This is a genomic window from Mycobacterium sp. ACS4054, from assembly GCF_001667275.1.
Classification (GTDB): Bacteria; Actinomycetota; Actinomycetes; order Mycobacteriales; family Mycobacteriaceae; genus Mycobacterium.
Genome location: NZ_LZHV01000036.1, coordinates 1 through 20,530 on the forward strand (window position 1 = coordinate 1; position 20,530 = coordinate 20,530).

General features: G+C 69.3%; 15 protein-coding genes. 11 read left to right on the plus strand and 4 right to left on the minus strand.

Annotation, left to right across the window (positions count from 1 at the left end):
* Nucleotides 1–242 precede the first annotated feature (242 nt).
* A complete protein-coding gene (locus A5730_RS08035) occupies nt 243–905 on the minus strand; it encodes a hypothetical protein (protein WP_055398851.1) in 663 nt (220 codons plus the stop codon).
* Nucleotides 906–1,072: 167 nt separating this feature from the next.
* Between A5730_RS08035 and A5730_RS08040 the strand changes: the two genes are divergently transcribed.
* Nucleotides 1,073–2,314 carry a mannosyltransferase gene (locus A5730_RS08040; RefSeq protein ID WP_067898025.1) on the plus strand — a complete coding sequence of 414 codons (1,242 nt, stop codon included), beginning with the start codon at nt 1,073–1,075 and terminating at the stop codon, nt 2,312–2,314.
* On the opposite strand, the gene A5730_RS08045 is transcribed toward A5730_RS08040, so the two are convergent.
* Nucleotides 2,311–2,595, minus strand: a complete 285-nt coding sequence (locus tag A5730_RS08045) for a 4a-hydroxytetrahydrobiopterin dehydratase (RefSeq protein ID WP_067818915.1) — start codon at nt 2,593–2,595, stop codon at nt 2,311–2,313. The two genes, A5730_RS08040 and A5730_RS08045, sit on opposite strands and share 4 nt — an antisense overlap.
* A gap of 508 nt (nt 2,596–3,103) precedes the next feature.
* The gene (locus tag A5730_RS08050; protein WP_197506212.1) at nt 3,104–3,925 is read right to left on the minus strand and encodes an aspartyl/asparaginyl beta-hydroxylase domain-containing protein; all 822 of its coding nucleotides are present in this window, start codon (nt 3,923–3,925) and stop codon (nt 3,104–3,106) included.
* 300 nt (nt 3,926–4,225) lie between these two features.
* On the opposite strand from A5730_RS08050, the gene A5730_RS08055 reads away from it, so the two are divergent.
* From A5730_RS08055 to A5730_RS08085, 7 genes are all read left to right on the plus strand, one after another.
* Nucleotides 4,226–4,630 carry a (deoxy)nucleoside triphosphate pyrophosphohydrolase gene (locus A5730_RS08055; RefSeq protein ID WP_067898031.1) on the plus strand — a complete coding sequence of 135 codons (405 nt, stop codon included), beginning with the start codon at nt 4,226–4,228 and terminating at the stop codon, nt 4,628–4,630.
* Nucleotides 4,631–4,980: 350 nt separating this feature from the next.
* Nucleotides 4,981–8,679 carry a nitrate reductase subunit alpha gene (locus A5730_RS08060; protein ID WP_067898034.1) on the plus strand — a complete coding sequence of 1,233 codons (3,699 nt, stop codon included), beginning with the start codon at nt 4,981–4,983 and terminating at the stop codon, nt 8,677–8,679.
* A complete protein-coding gene (narH, locus tag A5730_RS08065) occupies nt 8,680–10,296 on the plus strand; it encodes a nitrate reductase subunit beta (protein ID WP_067898036.1) in 1,617 nt (538 codons plus the stop codon).
* Complete coding sequence (gene narJ, locus A5730_RS08070) at nt 10,293–10,949, plus strand: nitrate reductase molybdenum cofactor assembly chaperone (RefSeq protein WP_067898039.1); 657 nt, start codon at nt 10,293–10,295, stop codon at nt 10,947–10,949. The genes narH and narJ overlap by 4 nt, the downstream gene beginning before the upstream one ends.
* The gene (gene narI / locus A5730_RS08075; RefSeq protein WP_067898270.1) at nt 10,942–11,673 is read left to right on the plus strand and encodes a respiratory nitrate reductase subunit gamma; all 732 of its coding nucleotides are present in this window, start codon (nt 10,942–10,944) and stop codon (nt 11,671–11,673) included. Before narJ ends, narI begins: the two co-directional genes overlap by 8 nt.
* A 142-nt stretch (nt 11,674–11,815) precedes the next feature.
* Nucleotides 11,816–13,705, plus strand: a complete 1,890-nt coding sequence (gene typA, locus A5730_RS08080; protein WP_067898041.1) for a translational GTPase TypA — start codon at nt 11,816–11,818, stop codon at nt 13,703–13,705.
* Between the two features lie 45 nt (nt 13,706–13,750).
* Entirely contained in the window at nt 13,751–15,628 is a 1,878-nt protein-coding gene (locus A5730_RS08085) for an ABC transporter family substrate-binding protein (RefSeq protein WP_197280994.1), read from the plus strand.
* 10 nt (nt 15,629–15,638) lie between these two features.
* Here the strand turns inward: A5730_RS08085 and A5730_RS08090 are convergent, their stop codons facing one another.
* The gene (locus A5730_RS08090) at nt 15,639–16,253 is read right to left on the minus strand and encodes a TetR/AcrR family transcriptional regulator (protein ID WP_067898043.1); all 615 of its coding nucleotides are present in this window, start codon (nt 16,251–16,253) and stop codon (nt 15,639–15,641) included.
* A 56-nt stretch (nt 16,254–16,309) separates the two neighbouring features.
* On the opposite strand from A5730_RS08090, the gene mshB reads away from it, so the two are divergent.
* The 3 genes from mshB to A5730_RS08105 all read left to right on the plus strand — a co-directional run bounded on the left by mshB (nt 16,310) and on the right by A5730_RS08105 (nt 20,502).
* Nucleotides 16,310–17,224, plus strand: a complete 915-nt coding sequence (gene mshB / locus A5730_RS08095; RefSeq protein ID WP_067898046.1) for an N-acetyl-1-D-myo-inositol-2-amino-2-deoxy-alpha-D-glucopyranoside deacetylase — start codon at nt 16,310–16,312, stop codon at nt 17,222–17,224.
* Nucleotides 17,225–17,318: 94 nt separating this feature from the next.
* Entirely contained in the window at nt 17,319–17,780 is a 462-nt protein-coding gene (locus A5730_RS08100) for a hypothetical protein (RefSeq protein WP_067898049.1), read from the plus strand.
* A gap of 94 nt (nt 17,781–17,874) precedes the next feature.
* A complete protein-coding gene (locus tag A5730_RS08105; RefSeq protein ID WP_082946752.1) occupies nt 17,875–20,502 on the plus strand; it encodes a bifunctional FO biosynthesis protein CofGH in 2,628 nt (875 codons plus the stop codon).
* The last annotated feature ends 28 nt before the right edge of the window (nt 20,503–20,530 follow it).

Consider the following 20,530-nt stretch of genomic DNA (forward strand, 5'->3'; position numbering starts at 1 on the left):
GGCGGCGGGGGGGGGGGGGGCGCCCGCCCCCGCCCCCCCGCCGCCCCCCCGCGGCCCGGCCGGGGTTTTTTCGCGCCGGGCGGGGGGGGGGGCCCCCCGCCGGGCCCGCGGGGGGGGGCCCCCCCCCAACGCGGCAGCCGAAGCCGTGACGACAGCGGCCAAACCTTTGGACAGATTCCAAGTGGTTGCCACGGTGTGTCCTCCGGTCATTAGGGGGTTGGCGTTGCTGTCTGGCTAATTACTCAGGGCAGGCCGGCGAGCAGCGGAGCCACCGGGTTGGCCCCGGTCGCCGGTGCGGCCGGAGCCGCCGGTGCTGCGGGAGCCCCGGCCAGCGCCGTCAGGTCCTGCGGGAGGGTCATCTGCGCGGGCACGCTGACCGGCAGATTGGGCAGGAACGCCGGCATGTCGACCTTCGCCTGAGGGAGCTGCGGGGTCGGCGGGGTGGCGGGGGCGGTCGGCGTCGACAGCCCCGGGATGGCCGGAAGTCCGGGAATGGACGACGTGGCCGGGGCGGCCGGCGCCGCGGGTGCCGGCTGGGTCAGGCCGGGGATCAACCCCTGCAGGCCCTGGGCCGTCGTCGGTGCGGACGGCGTCGGCGCCTGCGCCAGACCGGGGATGGAGGGCACGGTCGCCGAAGTCGCCGGTGACGTGGCGGCCGCCGACGGAACACCCGGGAAGGTGATGCCGGGGGCGGCCGGCGCGGCCGGCGGGGTGGCGCCGAGGGCGGTGGCGAGGTTCTGCAGGATTTGGGGCGCGTTGGCCGCCGAACTGATCAGCTGCTGCGGAATGTTCGGAATCGGCGGAGCCGGCACGGGGTCGGCGTGGGCGATACCGCCCGTCAGTAGAGCCGCGGACGAACCGACTACGACGGCCGCTGCACGCAAGTAAGTCCAGATGGTTGGCATGACTCTCCCTGGTTGTGGATTACGGGTCCAGGGCCGAAGTTACGTTGATACAGATGGGACTCAAGTGACACGTGTGGCATTTATTTGATCGTTATTGATACGAGTGACGGCGGTGACCGAACGCCCGCCGACCGGGCGCGCGGGGATGTGCGGATCGGCCGGCCCGGATCGCTAAAGTCGGGCGGATAGACACCACCTCGGCCGCCCCGGCGGCATCCCCGCGCTGGCGGTTCGCGAGCCTGCTCCGGGCCGCGGCGCCCGCGCTGCTGGTCGCCAGCGTGGCCGCCCGGTTCGCCTGGACGTATCTGGCGCCGCACGGCGCGAACTTCGTCGACCTGCACGTCTACCTCGGCGGCGCCGCCGCGATCGACCACCCAGGCACGCTCTACAGCTACGTGTACGCGGATCAGACGCCCGACTTCCCGCTGCCGTTCACCTACCCGCCCTTCGCGGCGGTCGTGTTCTACCCGCTGACCCGGCTGCCGTTCGGCCTGGTCGCGTTTGCGTGGCAGCTCGCGACGATGGCCGCGCTGTACGGCGCGATCCGGGTCAGCCAGCGCCTGATCGGCGATGCGGGCGGCGCCGAGGGCCGCCGCCTGGCCATGCTCTGGACCGCCGTCACCATCTGGATCGAGCCGCTGCGCAGCACGTTCGACTACGGGCAGGTCAACGTGTTGCTGATGCTGGCCGTGCTGTGGGCGGTGTGGACGACGAGGTGGTGGCTGTCGGGTCTACTCGTCGGCGTGGCGGCCGGAATCAAGCTGACCCCCGCGATCGCGGGCGTCTACCTGGTCGGCGTGCGGCGATGGGCCGCGGCGGCGTTCTCCGTCGTCGTCTTCGCGGCGACCATCGGCGTGTCGGCCCTGGTGGTCGGCGACCAGACCCGCTACTACTTCACCCGGCTGCTGGGCGACGCGCACCGGGTGGGGCCGATCGCCACGTCGTTCAACCAATCCTGGCGTGGCGGCATCTCCCGGATCCTGGGCCATGACGCGGGATTCGGCCCGCCCGTGCTGATCGCCATCGGCGCCACCGCGGTGGCCGCCGTCCTGGCCTGGCGGGCGCTGGACCCGTCCGACCGGCTGGGCAGGCTGCTGGTGGTTGAGGTGTTAGGGCTGCTGCTCTCGCCGATTTCCTGGACGCATCACTGGGTTTGGTTGGTGCCGTTGATGATCTGGGCGATTCACGGGCCGCCGCGCGAGCGCCCCGGCGCGCGGGTCGTGGGCTGGGGCTGGCTGGCGCTGACCATCGTCGGCGTGCCGTGGTTACTGAGCTTTGCGCAACCGACGATCTGGCAGATCAGCCGCCCGTGGTACCTGGCGTGGGCGGGCCTGGTCTACATCGTGGCGGCGGTGGCGACCCTGGTGTGGATCGCCGCCAGCGGCAGGCGGTCCGCCCCGACGGACTAACCCCCGACGATCTCGTCGATGTCGTGTGCCATCGCGACGTCGTTCTCGGTGATGCCACCCGCGGAATGCGTCACCAAGGCGAAAGTGACTGTCCGCCATCGGATGTCGATGTCGGGGTGATGGTCCTTGCTTTCCGCGTGCTCGGCCACCCGGCGCACCGCGTCGATGCCCGCGAGAAAGCTGTCGAACTTGATCGACCGGCGCAGCGCACCGTCGATGCGCTCCCACCCGTCGAGATCGGGCAGTGCGGCGTCCACCTGCTCGTCCGTTAACACGGTCATATCGCGCGTCCTCTCCGTTGTGCCTGCACTCGACGGTAGGCCGTGCGCGCCAACGACGCGGTGCGCCCCCGCATCTGACGCGCTTGATTTCGGTCGCATCGGCAACAATCAACCATGTGTTCCAGCGCTATTAGCCAGCCACGTGCTTTCGAATCGCTGAGCGCGATTTCGGCCGCCGCCGACAGCACCACCCAATGGCAATTGGCGGTTTCTTTCGGCCGCACTTGAGATGGATCGACTCAGCTTTCCGTCGCAATTGGACATGCTGTCGCCTTTGTCGTCGAGGGATATCGAATAAGCACGACGAACTCGGCACGGACAAAGGCGTCCCGGCATTTTCGGCGCGCTCGGCCGGAATGGCCGCTCATTTGCCCGGCCGGCGGCCCGGTCCGGGTCACCGGATTAGAGAGTCACGACCGCCCGGGTGCGACCGGAAACGCGCCGCCGCGCGCCGCTCTTGGCGCGCTTAATCGGCTATGGCTCGCTTTTGCCCTGGGCCGGCGCGCAGTTAAGCGGACTTTTTGACAGCGCGATCGAATGTCAGCTGGTTCTTTTGCATCCCTTTGACAAGTGGAGACCAGCCGGCAAAACCGATGATCGCCGAATTCACCAGATTGAAGGGGAATTTCATCGGCCGCACGATGTCGAGGAATAAGACCACGCGGGTTTCCTCGGTGTCGTTCCACACCTCGTGCTCGTACGTGTCGTCGAACATGATCGCGACGCCCTCTTCGAATTTGGCGATCTCGTCGTGCACCCGGATGGCGCAGTCGCCGTGGCTGGGGACGAGGAGGGGCAGGTGGTAACGCATGACGCCGCGGTAGGGCCCCTTGTGCGGGGGTATCCGCTTGCCAGGCGAAAGGATGGAGAAGAACGCGGTCTTCATCCCCGGTATTTCGTCGAGCAGGGCGGTGGTTTCCGGGCACTCCGCACACTGCTTCTCGAAACGCCGGCCATAGATGTACAGGAAGTGGCTCAGCCATTTGTCGTCGTCCGTGAGGGCCCGTATCGCCTCGACGATGTCTTGGTGATTCGGGATCGTTTCGGCGTGGGACAACAGGGCTTCCAGCTCGGACCGAATTTTGGGGTAGGCCGCCGTGAGGGTTTCGTGCCATTCGAATTGGCGCGGATCAATGAACGGGGTCGTCTCGACCAGAGAAAACCTGCGGGGAACCGATAGGTCGACGACCTTGATGGCGGCTTGGGCGACGCCCAACACAAGATATTTCAAAGCCAAAAGGCCAATTTCTCGGCTGCGGTCCACCAGCTGTCGATGAACCGGCTTGGCCACTCTGCCGATGATTACCTCGGATGCATCTGTCGCAGTCACAGGAAAGGCTCCTTGATGGGGTTTCGGGCACACGCGTAAGGAGGATCACGACGCGGCACCCAGAAAAATGAAACACCGCGGCAGTTGGGTCTGCCGCCGCCCTAGCAAGGTCGCATGCATCCTTGCCAAATCGCCCGATGGAGTGACGTGTCGCTACCTTGTTGGATTCGTGTCGAAAGCGTATGCGGCTTCGCAAGCGCGCGGGCCGAATTCGGAAAAATCGGGCGGGCGGGGTCGGGGCGCTCGCCCCGCCGACTCACCACCTTCGGCCCGCACCCACCCGACGTATACCGTCTGGCCATGCCGACCCAGATCGTCGTCGCCGGCGCGATCATCCGCCGGGCCACGGTCCTGGTGGCCCAACGCGCCCGGCCGCCCGAGCTGGCCGGCCGCTGGGAGTTGCCCGGCGGCAAGGTGGCACCCGGCGAGACCGAGCGCGACGCGCTGGCCCGGGAGTTGGCCGAGGAGCTGGGGCTGTCGGTCAACGACGTCGCGGTGGGGGACCGGCTGGGCGGTGACATCGCGCTGGACCGCATGACGCTGCGCGCGTACCGCGTGCGGCTGCTCGGTGGCGAGCCGCGCGCGCACGACCACCGGGCGGTGCGCTGGGTGCCGGCGGCCGAGCTGCCGGACGTCGACTGGGTCCCCGCCGACCGGGCCTGGGTCGCCGACCTGGTACGCGCGCTGGCCGAATCGGCCTCATAACAAGCCCACAGCCTTTCCGCAGCTGACATCCAGCGCCGCAGAAGGTGGCGAAGGTGAACTTTAGGTATAACGCCAACGTGAACTTGTAATAACCACTTGACCCTGAAGTGCCCGCCGGAAGCGGTCGGGTGATGACGGCGCCGGGCGCCGCTGGGTCCGTAAAACCGATGCTGACCAAACGACATTTCGTTAAGAGGCCACGCGCGAAGGCGATAGGCCCGTCCGCCGCGCCTGATGCCGGTGTCCGATCGAGCGGGCATTGCCCGCGGGCCGACGAATCTTCGGCTGGATGCACCTGGATCGAAGCAACGGTCCCGACGCGTGGCGCCACGAAGTAGAAGGGGTAGCTGTTGACTGTCACACCACACGTCGGTGGAGCGCTCGAGGAGTTGCTGGAGCGCAGCGGGCGGTTCTTCACGCCCGGCGAGTTCTCGCCCGACCTGCGCACGGTGACGCGCAAGGGCGGCCGCGAGGCCGACGTGTTCTACCGCGACAGGTGGAGCCACGACAAGGTGGTGCGCTCCACCCACGGGGTCAACTGCACCGGTTCCTGCTCCTGGAAGATCTACGTCAAGGACGGGATCATCACCTGGGAGACCCAGCAGACCGACTATCCCTCGGTCGGCCCGGACCGGCCGGAATACGAGCCGCGCGGGTGCCCCCGTGGGGCGTCGTTCTCCTGGTACAGCTACTCGCCCACCCGGGTGCGCTATCCGTACGCCCGCGGCGCGCTGGTCGAGATGTACCGGGAGGCCAAGGCCCGCCTCGGCGATCCGGTGCTGGCGTGGGCCGACATTCAGGCCGACCCCGAGCGCCGGCGGCGCTATCAGCGGGCCCGGGGCAAGGGCGGGCTGGTCCGGGTCACCTGGGCGGAGGCCACCGAGCTGATCGCCGCGGCGCACGTCCACACCATCAAGGCCTATGGGCCCGACCGGGTCGCCGGCTTCTCGCCCATCCCGGCGATGTCCATGGTGTCCTACGCCGCCGGGTCGCGGTTCTTCGAGCTGATCGGCGCGCCGATGACGTCGTTCTACGACTGGTACGCCGACCTGCCGGTGGCCTCGCCGCAGGTGTTCGGCGATCAGACCGATGTGCCCGAGTCCGGCGACTGGTGGGACGCGGCGTACTTGATGATGTGGGGCTCCAACGTGCCGATCACGCGGACGCCGGACGCGCACTGGATGGCCGAGGCGCGCTACCGCGGCACCAAGGTGGTGACCGTCAGCCCCGACTACGCCGACAACACCAAGTTCGCCGACGAGTGGATGCCGTGCGCGGCCGGCACCGACGGCGCGCTGGCCATGGCGATGGGGCACGTGATCCTCTCGGAATGCTATGTGCAAAAAGAGGTTCCGTTCTTCGCCGACTTCGCGCGCCGCTACACCGACCTGCCGTTCCTGATCAAACTGGAAGAGCGCGGCGACATGCTGGTGCCGGGGAAGAACCTCACGGCGGCCGACCTGGGCGAGGCCTTCAAGAGCTCCGAGAACGCGGCGCTGAAACCCGCGGTGTGGGACGAGGCGACGAATTCGGTTGCGGTGCCCCACGGTTCGCTGGGTTTCCGGTACGGCGAGGACGGCGTCGGAAAGTGGAACCTCGATCTCGGCGAGCTGAAGCCGGCGCTCAGCGTCCTCGGGTCGGACGACACCGCGCTGGTGCACCTGGCCAGCTTCGACACAATCAACGGCGAAGGCGCCACCGTCGCGCGCGGCGTCCCGGTGCGCCGCGTCGGCAAGCACCGGGTGTGCACCGTTTTCGACCTGATGCTCGCCCAATACGGGGTCGCCCGGCCGGGATTGCCCGGCGAATGGCCCACGGGTTACGACGACCCGACCCAGCAGAACACCCCCGCGTGGCAGGAGACCATCACCGGCGTGTCCGCGGCGCAGGCCATCCGCGTCGCCAAGGAATTCGCCCGCAGCGCAGAGGAATCCGGGGGCCGGTCCATGATCATCATGGGCAGCGGCATCTGCCAGTGGTTCCACGGCGACGCCATCTACCGGGCGGTGCTCGCGCTGCTGATGCTGACCGGCTCGATGGGGCGCAACGGCGGCGGCTGGGCGCACTACGTCGGCCAGGAAAAGGTGCGTCCGCTCACCGGTTTTCAGACGATGGCGATGGCCACCGACTGGGTGCGTCCGCCCCGGCAGGTGCCGGGCGCCTCCTACTGGTACGCGCACACCGACCAGTGGCGTTACGACGGCTACGGGGCGGACAAGCTGGCCAGCCCCCTGGGGCGCGGCAGGTTCGCGGGCAAGCACACCATGGATCTGCTGGCCTCGGCGACGGCGATGGGCTGGAGCCCGTTCTATCCGCAGTTCGACCGGTCCAGCTTGGACGTCGCCGACGACGCCCGCGCCGCTGGGCGTGACGTCGCCGAGTACGTCGCCGAGCAGCTCCGCGACCGCAGACTCAAGCTGTCCGTCACCGATCCCGACAACCCGGTCAACTGGCCGCGGGTGCTTACGGTGTGGCGGGCCAACCTGATCGGCTCGTCGGGCAAGGGCGGCGAATACTTCCTGCGTCACCTGCTCGGCACCGATTCCAATGTGCAGGCCGAGCCGCCGGCCGACGGGATACGGCCCGCCGACGTGGTCTGCGAGGGCGACATCCCCGAGGGCAAGCTCGACCTGATGATGTCGATCGACTTCCGGATGACCTCGACGACGCTGGTCTCCGATGTCGTGCTCCCCGCGGCCACCTGGTACGAGAAGGCCGACATCTCCAGCACCGACATGCACCCGTACGTGCACGCCTTCAGCGCCGCGACCGATCCGCCCTGGGAAACCCGTTCGGACTTCGAGGCTTTCGGCGCCATCGCGCGCGCCTTCAGCGCGCAGGCCAAGCGGCACCTGGGCACCCGCAGCGACGTGGTGCTCACCGCGCTGCAGCACGACACCCCGGACGCGATGGCCTATCCCGATGGCGCCGAGGAAGACTGGCTGCACACCGGCGCGACGCCGGTGCCCGGGCGCAGCATGGCCAAACTCACCGTGGTGGAACGCGATTACGGCGCCGTCTACGACAAGTGGCAGGCCCTGGGCCCGCTCGTCGACACCTTCGGGCTGACCACCAAGGGCATCACCGTGCATCCGTTTCGGGAGGTCGAGGAGCTGGCCGCCAAGTTCGGCGTGATGAATTCCGGTGCAGCGGCGGGGCGTCCGGCGATCACCACGGCCGCGCGGATGGCCGACGTGCTGCTGCTGCTGTCCGGCACCACCAACGGCCGGCTCGCGGTCGAGGGCTTCCGCGAGCTGGAGAAGCGGACGGGTCAACGGCTGGCGCACCTGGCCGAGGGCAGCGAGGAGCGGCGCATCAGCTACGCCGACACCCAGGCGCGTCCGGTGCCGGTGATCACCAGCCCGGAATGGTCGGGCAGCGAAACCGGCGGAAGCCGCTACGCGCCGTTCACCATCAACATCGAGAATCTCAAGCCGTTCCACACGTTGACCGGGCGGATGCATTTCTATCTGGCCCACGACTGGGTGGAGGAGCTGGGCGAGCACCTGCCGGTGTTCCGTCCACCGCTGGACATGACGCGGCTGTTCGGCCAGCCCGAGCTTGGCCCTACCCCGGACGGTCGAGGCGGGATCGGCCTCACCGTCCGCTATCTAACCCCGCACTCGAAGTGGTCGTTCCACTCCACCTACCAGGACAACCTGTACATGCTGTCGCTGTCCCGCGGCGGGCCGACGATGTGGATGAGCCCCGCCGACGCGGCCAAACTCAAGGTGCGCGACAACGATTGGGTCGAGGCGGTCAACGCCAACGGCATCTACGTGTGCCGCGCGATCGTCAGCCACCGGATGCCCGACGGGGTGGTGTTCGTCTACCACGTGCAGGAACGCACGGTCGACACGCCCCGCACCGAAACCAACAACAAGCGCGGCGGCAACCACAACGCGCTGACCCGCGTCCGCATCAAGCCCAGCCACCTCGCCGGGGGGTACGGCCAGCACGCGTTCGCCTTCAACTACATGGGGCCCACCGGAAACCAGCGCGACGAGGTCACCGTGGTGCGGCGGCGCAGCCAGGAGGTGACGTACTAGATGAAGGTAATGGCGCAGTTGGCGATGGTGATGAACCTGGACAAGTGCATCGGCTGCCACACCTGCTCGGTCACCTGCAAGCAGGCCTGGACCAACCGCAGCGGCACCGAGTACGTGTGGTTCAACAATGTCGAAACCCGTCCAGGGCAAGGCTATCCGCGCACCTACGAGGATCAGGAGCGGTGGCGGGGCGGCTGGATACGCGATAAGAAGGGACGGCTGCGGCTGCGCGACGGCGGCCGCATTTACAAACTGCTGCGCATCTTCGCCAACCCCCGGTTGCCCGTCATCGACGACTACTACGAGCCGTGGACCTACGACTACGAGAACCTGACCACGGCGCCCGCCGGCGACACCTTCCCCACGGCCGCGCCCAAGAGCCTGATCAGCGGCGAGCCGATGAAGGTGTCCTGGGGCCCGAACTGGGACGACAACCTGGCCGGGTCTCCGGAGATCCTGGCGGGCGACCCGATCCTGAAGAAGGTCAGCGACGAGGTCAAGCTCAAGCTCGAAGAGACCTTCATGTTCTACCTGCCCCGCATCTGCGAGCACTGCCTCAACCCGTCGTGCGTGGCGTCGTGCCCGTCGGGCGCCATGTACAAGCGCAGCGAGGACGGCATCGTGCTGGTCGACCAGGACCGCTGCCGCGGCTGGCGGATGTGTGTTTCCGGATGTCCTTACAAGAAGGTCTATTTCAACCACAAGACCGGAAAAGCCGAGAAGTGCACGCTGTGCTACCCGCGGATGGAGGTCGGGCTGCCGACCATCTGCTCGGAGACCTGCGTGGGGCGGCTGCGGTATCTGGGCCTGGTCCTCTACGACGTCGACCGGGTGCTGGAGGCGGCGTCGGTGGAGAACGAGAAGGACCTGTACGAGGCGCAGCGCCGAATCCTGTTGGACCCCAACGACCCCGAGGTGATCGCCGCCGCCCGCGCGGGCGGCATCTCCGACGAGTGGATCGAGGCCGCGCAGCGTTCGCCGGTGCACGCGCTGATCAACACCTACCGGGTGGCCCTGCCGCTGCACCCGGAATACCGCACCATGCCGATGGTTTGGTACATCCCGCCGCTGTCGCCGGTGGTCGATGCGGTCAGCCGCGACGGCCACGACGGGGAGGACCTGGGCAACCTGTTCGGCGCGCTGGACGCGCTGCGCATCCCGATGCAGTACCTGGCCGAGCTGTTCACCGCCGGCGACACCGCCGTGGTCGAGGGCGTGCTGCGGCGGCTGGCAGCCATGCGCTCGTACATGCGTGACATCAACCTCGGGCGCGAGACGCAGCCGCACATCCCACACGCCGTCGGGATGACCGAGGAGCAGATCTACGAGATGTACCGGCTGCTCGCCATCGCGAAATACGAAGAGCGCTATGTCATTCCGACCGCGTTCAGCCCGCAGGCCCACGACCTCGAGCAGATGGGTTGCTCGCTGGACGGCGAGGGCGGACCGGGTATGTACGAGTCGGGTGAACCGTCGCCCGTCTCCGTGGAAACGTTCCACGCGCTCAAGCGGCCCGGCGGCGAGCCGGCCACCAATGGTGAGCGGCGGGTGAACCTGCTCAACTGGGACGGCGGCCAGGTGCCCGCCGGAATGTTTCCGCAGGGGAAGGGGCAATGAGGCTGCGTCGCGGACGCACCGACACCCTGCGGGACCGACTGATCTGGCAGGCGGCGTCGCTGCTGCTTTCCTACCCGGACGACGAGTTGCCGGCCCGGCTGGACACCGTCGAGGAGCTGCTCGGCCACCTCACCGGGCCCGCGGCGGCGCTGCTGGGGCAGACGCTGGCCGCGCTGCGCGCGCGCGAACCGATGGCCGCCGCGATGGACTACGTCGCGACCTTCGACATGCGGCGCCGCTGCACGATGTACCTGACGTACTGGACCGCCGGGGACACCCGTAACCGCGGGCGCGAGATGGTGGAGTTCGCCGCCGCATACCGGGAAGCGGGCGTGCAGCCCCCGTGCTCCGAGGCGCCCGACCACCTGCCCGTCGTGCTCGAATTCGCCGCCACCGTCGACCCCGAGGCCGGGCGGCGGGTGCTGACCGAACACCGCGTCCCCATCGACGTGTTGCGGGGCGCCCTCGCGGACGCCGAGTCGCCGTATGAGGCATGCGTGGCGGCGGTGTGCGCGACGCTGCCCGTGGCGAGCGACCAGGACGTGCGCCGCGCGGAGCGCCTGGCCCAAGCCGGGCCGCCCGCGGAAGCCGTTGGGCTGCAACCCTTCAACTTGACCGTGCCACCCAGACGTGAAGGAGCGCAAGGTGTTTGACAGCGTACTGTTCTGGGACATCTCGCCGTACGTCACGCTGTCGGTGTTGATCGTCGGCACCTGGTGGCGCTACCGCTACGACAAGTTCGGCTGGACCTCGCGGTCCTCGCAGATCTACGAGTCGCGGCTGCTGCGGGTGGCCAGCCCGATGTTCCATTTCGGCATCCTGGCGGTGTTCGCCGGGCACGTGATGGGCCTGCTGATCCCCCCGCGGGTGACGCAAATGCTCAAACTGAGCGACCACCTCTACCATCTGCAGGCCGTGATCGCCGGGTCGTTGGCCGGCTTGGCGACGCTGGCCGGCATCGGCCTGCTGATCTACCGGCGGTTCACCCGCCCCGCGGTGTCGCTGGCCACCACCCGCAGCGACAAGATCATGTACACCGTGCTGGTGCTGGCCATCGTGGTGGGCCTGTACTGCGACCTGATCGGCACCGGGCCGCACGGCGGCGAGTTCCACTACCGCTACACGGTCGGCATGTGGTTCCGCCGAATCTGGCTCCTGCAGCCGCACGGCGAGGTGATGATCAACGCGCCGCTGGACTACCAATTGCACGCCCTAATCGGCATGGTCTTATTCACGCTGTTGCCGTTCACCCGGCTGGTGCACATCTTCAGCGCGCCGATCGCCTACCTGTTCCGGCCCTACATCGTCTACCGCAGCCGCGAGGAGGCGGACAAGGGCGAATTGGTCGGCACCGCGCCCCGCCGCCGGGGCTGGTAGCGCCCGGGTGCATCCAGGGCTTTTGGTGTGCGGTCAGGGTGGCGAAACGCCGTGCTGAGTCGCCATGCGAGCACACCAGATCGCGGGCGGGCCGCACCTGCCGGTTCGCCTTTGACGGCCCCGCGCTGCCACAATCACCGACGTGCCATTCCGTAACGTCGCCATCGTCGCCCACGTCGACCACGGCAAGACCACCCTGGTGGACGCGATGCTGCGGCAGTCCGGGGCGCTGCACCACCGCGGCGACGACACCCAGGAACGCATCATGGACAGCGGTGACCTGGAGAAGGAAAAGGGCATCACCATCCTGGCCAAGAACACCGCGGTGCACCGCGTCAACTCGGATGGGACCGTCACGGTCATCAACGTGATCGACACCCCCGGGCACGCCGACTTCGGCGGCGAGGTGGAGCGCGGCCTGTCCATGGTCGACGGCGTGCTGCTGCTGGTAGACGCGTCCGAGGGGCCGCTGCCGCAAACGCGGTTCGTGCTGCGCAAGGCGCTGGCTGCGCACCTTCCGGTGATCCTCGTCGTCAACAAGACCGACCGGCCCGACGCCCGCATCGCGGAGGTCGTCGACGCCAGCCACGACCTGCTGCTCGACGTCGCGTCCGACCTCGACGACGAGGCCGCCAAGGCCGCCGAGCACGCGCTGGGCCTGCCCACGCTGTACGCGTCCGGGCGCGCGGGCATCGCGAGCACCGAGCAACCCGCCGACGGCGAGGTGCCCGCCGGCGACAACCTGGACCCGCTGTTCGACGTGCTGATGGAGCACATCCCGCCGCCGTCGGGGGACCCCGAGGCCCCGCTGCAGGCGCTGGTGACCAACCTCGACGCGTCGGCCTTCCTCGGCCGGCTCGCCCTGATCCGCATCTACAACGGCAAGCTGCGCAAGGGCCAGCAGGTCGCCTGGATGCGGGAGGTCGACGGCCTGCCCGTGATCACCAGCGCCAAGATCACCGAGTTGCTCGCCACCGAGGGCGTCGAGCGCAGCCCCACCGACGAGGCGATCGCCGGTGACATCGTGGCGGTGGCCGGGCTGCCCGAGATCATGATCGGGGACACTCTGGCCGATCCCGACCACGCCCACGCCCTGCCGCGCATCACGGTCGACGAGCCGGCGATCTCGGTGACGATCGGCACCAACACGTCGCCGCTGGCGGGCAAGGTGTTCGGTCACAAGCTGACCGCGCGCATGGTCCGCAACCGCCTGGACACCGAGCTGGTCGGCAACGTGTCGATCCGAGTGGTGGACATCGGTCGGCCCGACGCGTGGGAGGTGCAGGGCCGCGGCGAGCTCGCCCTGGCGGTGCTGGTCGAACAGATGCGCCGGGAGGGCTTCGAGCTGACCGTCGGCAAGCCGCAGGTGGTGACCCGCACGATCGACGGCCAGCTGCACGAGCCGTTCGAGGCGATGACGATCGACTGCCCCGAGGAGTTCGTCGGCGCGATCACCCAGCTGATGGCCGCGCGCAAGGGCCGCATGGAGGAGATGACCAACCACGCGGCGGGCTGGGTCCGGATGGACTTCATCGTGCCCAGCCGCGGCCTGATCGGTTTCCGCACCGACTTCCTCACCATCACGCGCGGCACCGGGATCGCCAACGCGGTGTTCGACGGGTACCGGCCGTGGGCGGGGGAGATCCGCGCCCGCCACACCGGGTCGCTGGTCTCCGATCGTTCCGGGGTCATCACGCCGTTCGCGCTGATTCAGCTCGCCGACCGCGGCCAGTTCTTCGTCGAACCGGGCCAGGACACCTACGAGGGCATGGTCGTCGGGATCAACCCGCGCGCCGAGGATCTCGACATCAACGTCACCCGGGAGAAGAAGCTCACCAACATGCGGTCCTCGACCGCGGACGTGATCGAGACCCTGGCCAAGCCGCTCGAACTCGACCTGGAACAGGCCATGGAGTTCTGCGCCCAGGACGAGTGCGTGGAGGTGACCCCGGAGATCGTCCGGGTGCGCAAGGTGGAGCTGGACGCCACATCCCGGGCCCGCAGCCGCTCGCGGGCCAAGGCCCGGGGTTAATCGCGCGTGCTTGGGCGGGCTGCTGGGCAGCTGCTCGATACCCTGATCGGCATGCCGAGCCGCGTCCGCCGATTATTTGTGACGGTCGGCGTGCTCGTCTCGCTCACCGGGCTGGCGCTCGCGGCGTGCACGGTGAACCCCCCGCCGGCGCCGCAGAGCACCGACACGCCGCACAACTCGCCACCACCTCCGCCGCGGCCCACCCAGATCATCATGGGCATCGACTCGATCGGCGCCGGCTTCAACCCGCACCTGCTGTCCGACCTGTCCCCGGTGAACGCGGCGATCAGCGCGCTGGTCCTGCCGAGCGCGTTCCGCCCGGTGCCCGATCCCGCCACGCCGACGGGCTCGCGCTGGGAGATGGACCCCACCCTGCTGGAGTCCGCCGACGTCACCAACCAGAACCCGTTCACGGTGACCTACAAGATCCGGCCGGAGGCGCAGTGGACGGACAACGCCCCGATCGCGGCCGACGACTTCTGGTACCTGTGGCACCAGATGGTCAGCCAGCCCGGCGTCGTCGACCCCGCCGGCTACGACCTCATCACCGGCGTGCAGTCGCTCGAGGGCGGCAAGCAGGCGGTGGTCACCTTCGCCCAGCCGTACCCCTCGTGGAAGGAGCTGTTCAGCAACCTCCTTCCGGCACACATCGTCAAGGACGTGCCGGGCGGTTTCGCGGCCGGGCTGGCCCGGGCGCTTCCGGTCACCGGCGGCCAGTTCCGGGTGGAGAGCATCGATCCGCAGCGCGACGAGATCCTGGTGGCCCGCAACGACCGCTACTGGGGCCCACCGGCCAAGCCCGCGCTGATCCTCTTCCGGCGGGCCGGGGCGCCGGCCGCGCTGGCCGATTCCGTGCGCAACGGCGACACCCAGGTGGCCCAGGTGCATGGGGGTTCGGCGGCGTTCGCGCAGCTGTCCGCCATCCCCGACGTGCGGACGGCCCGGATCGTGACGCCGCGGGTGATGCAGCTGACGCTGCGCGCCAACGAGCCCAAGCTGTCCGACGCGCAGGTGCGCAAGGCGATCCTCGGGCTGCTGGACGTCGACCTGCTCGCGGCGGTGGGCGCGGGCAGCGACAACACCGTCACGCTGGACCAGGCCCAGATCCGGGCGCCCAGCGACCCGGGCTACGAGCCCACCGCGCCGCCCGCGATGACGACGCCGGCTGCGCTGGCCCTGCTGGAGGGCTCCGGCTACAAGGTCGAGGGCAACGCGTCGGGTTCGCCGGCGCCCACCCCGACGAACACGGGGGGACCGCCCGAGGTCATCCGCGGCCGGATCAGTAAGGACGGCCAACAACTTTCGCTGGTCATCGGCGTGGCCGCGAACGACCCGACGTCGGTCGCGGTGGCCAACACCGCCGCCGACCAATTGCGCAACGTCGGCATCGCGGCCAGCGTGCTGGCGCTGGACCCGGTCACGCTGTATCGCGACGCGCTGAACAACAACCAGGTGGACGCGATCGTCGGCTGGCATCAGGCGGGTGGGAACCTGGCCACGCGGCTGGCCTCGCGGTACGGCTGCCCGGCGCTGGAGTCCACGCAGGTGCCGACGTCCCCGGGGGCGCCCACCTCGGCGGCGCCGACGACGGGTCGGCCGGGCACCCCCGCCACCACGCCGTCGACCCAGCCCAGCCGGCCGGCGGACCCCAACGCGCTGGTGCAGGCGCCGTCCAACCTCACCGGCATCTGCGATCGCAGCGTCCAGTCGAACATCGATGCCGCGCTCAACGGGACGAAGAACATCAACGACGTGATCACCGCGGTCGAGCCGAGACTGTGGAACATGTCCACCGTGTTGCCGATCCTGCAGGACACCACGATCGTCGCGGCCGGCCCCAGCGTGCAGAACGTGGGCCTGTCGGGTGCGGTGCCGGTCGGCATCGTCGGCGACGCCGGCCAATGGATCAAGACCGGGCCGTGATCGGGCTCCGCTAGTCCAGGGCCGCCCGCCCCGCCCGCGGCGGCATCACGGCATCGACGATGAGCGCCAGTTCCCGCCGGTTGGGTGGCGACCCGGTCAGCAGGAAGTGCTGATTGATCAGCGCCGGGCCGATGCGCGCGGTCAGCGGGGTGATCATGTCCGGGTCGAGGTCACCCTCAGCGACGGCGGCCTGCAGGATCGATTCGACGATCCGCAGCCGCGGCGCCACCACCGCGTCGGCGAAGATGGCGCGCATCTCGGGCTCGTGCAGCAGCTGGTTGACGGTGGCCATGCCGGGGAAGGCGGTCTTGCCGGCGCAGACGTCGCGGTGGGCGGTGAACACCGTCAGCAGGTTTTCCCGGGCCGAGCGGCCGGGCCGCGCCTCGGGCAACGGCGGCAGGGTGTGCACCAACGCGGCGTGCACCAGCTCGCACTTGGTGGCCCACCGTCGGTAGAGGGCCGCCTTGCCGGTGTGGGCGCGCGTCGCGATTCCCTCCATCGTCAGCCCGCCGTAGCCGACCTCGGCCAGTTCGGCCAGCGTGGCCTCGTAGAGGGCCCGTTCGAGGACCTCGCCCCGTCGGCGGCTCCGGCCGCCGGCCGGGGCGGTCTTGGTGAGCTGCGGCATTCCTCGATAGTAGTCGCATGCGTTCCTATCGCTAGTGCTGCGGGTAGGGTGCCGTCATGCCCGACACTCCGCGGCTGCTGTTCGTCCACGCGCACCCCGACGACGAGAGCCTCAGCAACGGGGCGACCATCGCCCACTACACGGCCCGCGGGGCCGACGTGCGGGTCGTCACCTGCACGCTCGGCGAGGAGGGCGAGGTCATCGGGGACCGCTGGGCCGAGCTGGCCGTCGACCGCGCGGATCAGTTGGGGGGCTACCGCATCGGCGAGCTCACCGCGGCGCTGCACGCGCTGGGCGTCGGCGCGCCCCACTATTTGGGGGGCGCCGGGCGCTGGCGCGACTCGGGCATGCGGGGCACGCCCCCGCGGCGGCGCCAGCGCTTCATCGACGCCGACGAGCAGGAAACCGTCGGCGCGCTGGTCGCGGTCATTCGCGAGCAGCGCCCGCACGTGGTCGTGACCTACGACCCGGGCGGCGGCTACGGCCACCCCGATCACGTCCACGCCCACGCGGTCACGACGGCGGCCGTGACCGCTGCCGGTTTGACGGCCGGCGCCGGCGACTTTCCGGGCGAGCCATGGACGGTGCCGAAGTTCTACTGGACCGTGGTGGCCGAGAGCGCCTTCGAGGCCGCCTGGGAGACGCTGGACGACAACGATCTGCTGCCACACTGGGCGATTCCGCCGCGCGACGAGTTCGACTTCGGCTATTCGGACGACAAGATCGACGCCATCGTCGAGGCGGGCCCCCTGGCGTGGGAGGCCAAGCGGGCGGCACTGGCCGCGCACGCCACCCAGGTGGTCATCGGCCCGACCGGGCGGACCTGCGCGCTGTCGAACAACATGGCGCTGCCGATCGTGGCGGAGGAGCACTACGTGCTTGCCGCCGGCGCGGCGGGCGAGCGCGACGAGCGCGGCTGGGAAACAGATCTGCTTGCGGGGCTTGATTTCAGCGCGGTCGATACGCGGTAGGCTTTTCAATCAGGCAGCCACGGAAGGACTTCGGCATGGACCCCGACCTGGACCCTAATCAGCAGCATTGGCAGGACCGGCTCGACAGCCTGCAGTGGGTTATCGGCTCGATACTCTCCAACATCGACAGCGTCCCGACCTGACCGAAACGAAGCCGCGCGCCGCCTCCACCGAGGACGCCGGCGCGACAGACCCCGCGATACGTTTCGTTGTCCTGGCGCTGCTCGCCGTCGACGGGGTCCTCTCCGCACTTGCCGGGGCCCTGCTGCTGCCGTCCTATATCGGGGCCGTCCCGTTTCCCATCAGCGGCCTGATTTCCGGCTTGGTCAACGCCGCGCTGGTGTGGGCCGCCGGGCGGTGGACCACGTCGTCGCGGCTGGCCGCGCTGCCGTTGTGGACGTGGCTGCTCACCGTGGCGGTGATCAGCATGGGCGGCCCGGCCGACGACGTCATCCTGGGCGGTCGCGGCCTGCTGGCCTACGGGGCCCTGCTGCTGATCGTGCTCGGTGTGGCGCCGCCGTTCTGGGTGCTGTGGCGGCGGGGTCGCGGGTTCTGAGGTTCGCGCGGGCCGGGATGTCCCGGGTTGCGGCCCTGACGCTACTGTTTACTGTTGCGCAGACGGGGCCCGCACGGGTCGGAGAAAATTTCACATGTTGGGACACGCGGATGAAATTCGATCGTGGGGAAGTTACACGAAGGTGCCGCTGACTCCGGGCGAGGAGCCCACCGCTCTTCCTAATCCTGTGGTTCCGCCTAAGACCAGCGCCTCGGCGCTGCGGCGGGTGTTGCGCCGCGCCCGAGACGGCGTCGCGCTCAACGTCGATGAGGCGGCCGTCGCGATGACCGCGCGGGGTGAAGACCTCGCGGATTTGTGCGCGAGCGCGGCGCGGGTGCGCGACGCGGGCCTGACGTCCGCCGGCCGGCGCGGCCCCGGTGGCGGGCTGCCGATCACCTATTCGCGCAAGGTGTTCATCCCGGTCACCCATTTGTGCCGCGACACGTGTCATTACTGCACCTTCGTCACCGTGCCGGGCAAGCTGCGCGCGCAGGGGGCGGGGATGTATCTCGAGCCCGACGAAATCCTCGACATCGCCCGTCGCGGGGCCGAACTTGGTTGCAAGGAAGCCCTTTTCACCCTTGGCGATCGCCCCGAGGATCGGTGGCCGGAGGCGCAGCAGTGGCTGGGCGAACGCGGATATGACTCCACGCTGTCCTACGTGCGGGCCATGGCGATCCGGGTGCTCGAAGAGACCGGGCTGCTGCCGCACCTGAATCCCGGCGTGATGAGCTGGTCGGAGATGGCGCGGCTCAAGCCGGTGGCGCCGTCGATGGGCATGATGCTCGAGACCACGTCGCGTCGATTGTTCGAAACGAAAGGGCTTGCGCACTACGGCAGTCCGGACAAGGATCCGGCGGTCCGGCTGCGCACGCTCACCGACGCCGGCCGGTTGTCCATTCCGTTCACGACCGGCCTGCTGGTCGGAATCGGCGAGACGCTGACCGAGCGGGCCGAGACCTTGCACGCGATTCGCAAGTCCCACAAGGAGTTCGGGCACGTCCAGGAAGTGATCGTGCAGAACTTCCGGGCCAAGGAGCACACCGCGATGGCCGCGGTCCCGGACGCGGGAATCGACGACTACCTGGCGACGGTGGCGGTCGCGCGGTTGGTGCTCGGGCCCGGCATGCGCATCCAGGCGCCGCCGAACCTGGTGTCCCGCGACGAGTGCCTGGCCCTGGTCGGCGCCGGGGTCGACGACTGGGGCGGGGTGTCGCCGCTGACGCCCGACCACGTGAACCCCGAGCGGCCGTGGCCCGCGCTCGACGAGCTGGCCGACGTCACCGCCGAGGCCGGATACGAACTGGTGCAGCGGCTGACCGCCCAGCCGAAATACGTGCAGGCGGGCGCGGCGTGGATCGACCCGCGGGTGCGCGGCCACGTCATGGCGCTGGCCGATTCGGCGACCGGGCTGGCCCGCGACGTCAACCCGGTGGGGCTGCCGTGGCAGGAGCCCGACGACGTCGCGTCCGCCGGGCGGACCGACCTCAACGCGGCGATCGACACCGAGGGCCGCGCGACCGAAGCCCGCAGCGACCTGGACAGCGCGTTCGGCGACTGGGAATCGATCCGCGCCCACGTCCACGAATTGGCCGCCCAGGGCCCTAAAGCGCCAGAGCGCTTAGCCACCGACGTGCTCGCCGCGCTGCGGGCGGCCGAGCGCAATCCCGCCGGTTGCACCGACAGCGAATACCTGGCGCTGGCCACCGCCGACGGGCCCGCGCTGGAAGCCGTTGCCGCGCTGGCGGATTCGCTGCGGCGCGACACTGTCGGTGACGACGTGACGTTCGTGGTGAACCGCAACATCAACTTCACCAATATCTGCTACACGGGTTGCCGGTTCTGCGCGTTCGCGCAGCGCAAGGGCGACGCCGACGCGTATTCGCTGTCGACCCAAGAGGTGGCCGACCGCGCGTGGGAGGCACACGTCGAGGGCGCCACCGAGGTGTGCATGCAGGGCGGGATCGACCCCGAGTTGCCGGTCACCGGCTACGCCGACCTGGTCCGCGCCGTCAAGGCGCGGGTGCCGTCCATGCACGTGCACGCCTTCTCGCCCATGGAGATCGCCAACGGCGTGACCAAGAGTGGGCTGAGCGTGCGCGAGTGGCTGATCAGCCTGCGCGAGGCCGGACTGGACACCATCCCCGGCACCGCCGCCGAGATCCTGGACGACGAGGTGCGCTGGGTGCTCACCAAGGGCAAGCTGCCGACGTCGGAGTGGATCGACATCGTCACCACCGCGCACGAGGTGGGCCTGCGGTCGTCGTCGACGATGATGTACGGGCACGTGGACAGCCCGCGGCACTGGGTCGCCCACCTCAACGTGCTGCGCGCGATCCAGGATCGCACCGGCGGGTTCACCGAGTTCGTGCCGCTGCCGTTCGTGCACCAGAGCTCGCCGCTGTATCTGGCCGGCGCCGCCCGGCCCGGGCCCACCCACCGCGACAACCGGGCCGTGCACGCGCTGGCGCGAATCATGTTGCACGGCCGGATATCCCAGATTCAGACCAGCTGGGTCAAGCTGGGCGTCGAGCGCACCCAGGTGATGCTCAACGGCGGCGCCAACGATCTGGGCGGCACGCTGATGGAGGAGACCATCTCGCGGATGGCCGGCTCGGAGCACGGGTCGGCCAAGACCGTCGAAGAGCTGACGGCCATCGCCGAAGGGATCGGGCGCCCGGCGCGTCAGCGCACCACCACGTACGCCCCGCGGGCGGCGTAGCGGCGCTTGCGTGTCACCGGCGGCGGGT

Bases quoted from the DNA above. Each gene is read 5' to 3' on its own strand.
- mshB (WP_067898046.1), top strand. From the start codon at position 16,310: ATGCCCGACACTCCGCGGCTGCTGTTCGTCCACGCGCACCCCGACGAC.
- narH (WP_067898036.1), top strand. From the start codon at position 8,680: ATGAAGGTAATGGCGCAGTTGGCGATGGTGATGAACCTGGACAAGTGC.
- A5730_RS08055 (WP_067898031.1), top strand. From the start codon at position 4,226: ATGCCGACCCAGATCGTCGTCGCCGGCGCGATCATCCGCCGGGCCACG.
- A5730_RS08035 (WP_055398851.1), bottom strand. From the start codon at position 905: ATGCCAACCATCTGGACTTACTTGCGTGCAGCGGCCGTCGTAGTCGGT.
- A5730_RS08090 (WP_067898043.1), bottom strand. From the start codon at position 16,253: ATGCCGCAGCTCACCAAGACCGCCCCGGCCGGCGGCCGGAGCCGCCGA.
- narJ (WP_067898039.1), top strand. From the start codon at position 10,293: ATGAGGCTGCGTCGCGGACGCACCGACACCCTGCGGGACCGACTGATC.
- A5730_RS08105 (WP_082946752.1), top strand. From the start codon at position 17,875: ATGTTGGGACACGCGGATGAAATTCGATCGTGGGGAAGTTACACGAAG.
- A5730_RS08045 (WP_067818915.1), bottom strand. From the start codon at position 2,595: ATGACCGTGTTAACGGACGAGCAGGTGGACGCCGCACTGCCCGATCTC.